The sequence below is a fragment of the Rhizobium mulingense genome (genome assembly GCF_029194105.1).
Taxonomy (GTDB): domain Bacteria; phylum Pseudomonadota; class Alphaproteobacteria; order Rhizobiales; family Rhizobiaceae; genus Rhizobium; species Rhizobium mulingense.
In genome coordinates this window covers 1-2,581 of record NZ_JARFVE010000044.1, presented here as the reverse complement: position 1 = coordinate 2,581, position 2,581 = coordinate 1, and the positions used below count along the sequence as shown (strand labels likewise).

General features: G+C 59.3%; 2 protein-coding genes. Both read right to left on the bottom strand.

Annotation, left to right across the window (positions count from 1 at the left end; all coding sequences use genetic code 11):
- Positions 1-28 precede the first annotated feature (28 nt).
- The gene (locus tag PYR71_RS30525) at positions 29-2,098 is read right to left on the bottom strand and encodes a recombinase family protein (RefSeq protein ID WP_077994910.1); all 2,070 of its coding nucleotides are present in this window, start codon (positions 2,096-2,098) and stop codon (positions 29-31) included.
- The gene (locus PYR71_RS30520) at positions 2,085-2,264 is read right to left on the bottom strand and encodes a hypothetical protein (protein ID WP_077994911.1); all 180 of its coding nucleotides are present in this window, start codon (positions 2,262-2,264) and stop codon (positions 2,085-2,087) included. The genes PYR71_RS30525 and PYR71_RS30520 overlap by 14 nt, the downstream gene beginning before the upstream one ends.
- Positions 2,265-2,581 lie beyond the last annotated feature (317 nt).

Sequence of the window (2,581 nt, the reverse complement as noted above, 5' to 3'; positions counted from 1 at the left end):
CGGACCTGAGTCATTGTGCACTCCCTCTTTAAGTATCTGTAAACATTGGAAGCGTCTCGGTGTCAGCAATGCGACACGGGCGGCCCTTTCGGGCTATCGCGGCTTGGACGGTCGCCGAAGTCAGGTCGCTGGCCCGGATTTGATACGGCGCGCCGGGAACCACCTGCTCGGCAGACAACACGTTCGTCTTGATCAGGTGGCGTATTCGGTGGTTGGTCACGCCCAAAACCGCCGCCGCCTCTGTCATGGTCAGCCATTCGCCCTCTTTATCGGCTGATTTGTACGCGTGAATGGCCCGGACCCGCCTTACGGAAGCGACCCGGTGTGCAGTCCAGGTTTTTCCTTGCCCCGTGGGCATTCCCATTCGATTGAGCGACGCGGCGATATGTTCATCGGACCAGCGTCCTGCCATGCTCCGCATCACTGCCAAAGCATCTTCCGTTGTGGCGCACCCGTGTTCACCCGTCTGGGGCTTGCGAACCTTGAGCTCCGAATGCTGACCGCCTTTCCAATGGATGGTCAGCACCACGTCGCGCACCTCATCATCGACATCGACAACAATGTCGGCGATCAATGTACGTAGCAGTTGCTGGCGCACGCGCATGGTGACATCCGGCGACTCCCAGGCCGCCTGCAGATTGTCGGCGAGGTTTGCGAAAGTGCCTGGGTCAACTTCGATGGTTGAAGGACTTTCGGTAGGCCTGCGCACTTCCAGATCACGGACGCGGCGTAGCGCCGTTTCCCAATTCTTCTCAAGCTGTGCAGCTATCAGGCGGTTGTCGGGATCGCATGCCGCATAGCGGCGCTCGGCGAGGCTAGCCTCGTAGCGGGCCTGTTGTAGCTCCAGATCGTGAATGTGGCGCTGGTCTTCCTGTCGCTCCCGGTGCATCCGCTCTGCTTCAAAAGTCGCCTCGATCGCTAATGGTTCTACCGCGCGCAACAACTCGCGCGCAACCGCCGCATCGACCTTCGAGCCGCCGAACGTCATGCAACGGGGCAAGCCCATCATCAGGTTCTGTTTATAGCAGCGATAGACAGGATTTTGTGGATTTCCCGTATAGGCAACACTCAGTCGCCGTCCACACCGTCCGCAGGTCAGGAGACCTGATAATAATGCTTTGCCGCCGCGGCCCGATTTAGTCCCACCCGAGCGGCCATAATTATTGAGGGCCAGTTGCTGTTGGTTACGCTCGTATTCGCCCCAACTAATGTAACCTTCGTGATGGTCCCGGATCATCACCTCCCAGCTACCGACGGGCTTGCCGTGCCCGTAACTGCGCCGAGCCCGTCCATCGACGATGGCAGTCCGCTTCTCGCTCTTCCCATAGACGTAAACGCCGGCGTAGAAGGGGTTTTTGAGGATGCCGATCACATTGCGATAACGTACTGGCATCCATACGAAGTTGGTCATGCGCCCTTCATCCGACGGCCGAGGGAAGTGAATCTGATCTTTCGTCATCGACAGCAGCACCTGACGCGCGCTTCCAAGGTCGTGGAAGCGGGCGAAGATGGATCGAATTACCTCTTGCAGACGCAGATCAGGATCGAGCCCAAGCCCGGCCTCCCGATGCCAAATGTAGCCGAACGGAACGGAAAGTCGCAGTTCGCCACGGCGCGCCTTCGACCTGGCGGCATCGAGCATCCGGGCTCTCAGCACGCCCAGTTCGAACTCGCTGATACTGCCCTTCATTCCCAGCAGCAGCCGATCGTTGGGTCGACATGGATTGTAGACGCCGTCATGGTCAATGACGCGGGCTTCGACCAGGCCGCACAGTTCGAGCAGGTGATGCCAGTCCCGACCGTTGCGCGCAAGCCGTGAAGCATCGAAGCAGAAAACGGCACCAACTTTGCCGGCGCACAGTAGGGCGACGAGACGATCGAAGCCCGGACGGGCGACGGTTCCGCTGGCAGAGCGCCCGAGGTCGTCGTCGATCACCTCGACGTCGCTGAAGCCGTGGTGTCGCGCAATGTCAACAAGATCATACTGCCGTCGCTGGCTTTCCAGATTGGTTATAACCTGCGACTGCGTGGATTGCCGCACATAAACGACGGCCTTGCGCGCGAGCAGCGCTGTCGGAATCAAATCAGTGCTGGTCATCGTTGACCTCCTCGACGACGAGGCCTGCGGCCTGCATCAGCAGGCAAGCCAGCGTTGAAATCGCCTTCTTGCGTTCCTTGTCGCTCAGTCCGTCGAGCATCCGAGTTTTGAATATCAGGTCGAGCTGCCGGCCCGACGCCGGCACCAGCGTATTGCGGGATCTCATCATGGTCCTCCTGAGTGATTCTACGTCCACTTCGGAAGGGTGCCGCTTTGCTGCCGCCAGAGACCAGCCTGTTCAATTCGATTAGCGTCGCAAGATCGACGCGTGGCGTTCCCATGGTCATGCCGCGGCAGACCACGGGATCGATCATCCACCCTGAGATCGCGATGACGACACCTGTCGGCCCCAGAACCTTCAAAAACCGGCCTGTCGCTCGTTCTTCGACGCGACGAATGGAAACCTTCTGGCCAAAATGTGGATGCCAGCGATAGTGAACCTCGACTTCATCGCCGACATGGGCAGAATGAACGGGGCATTGC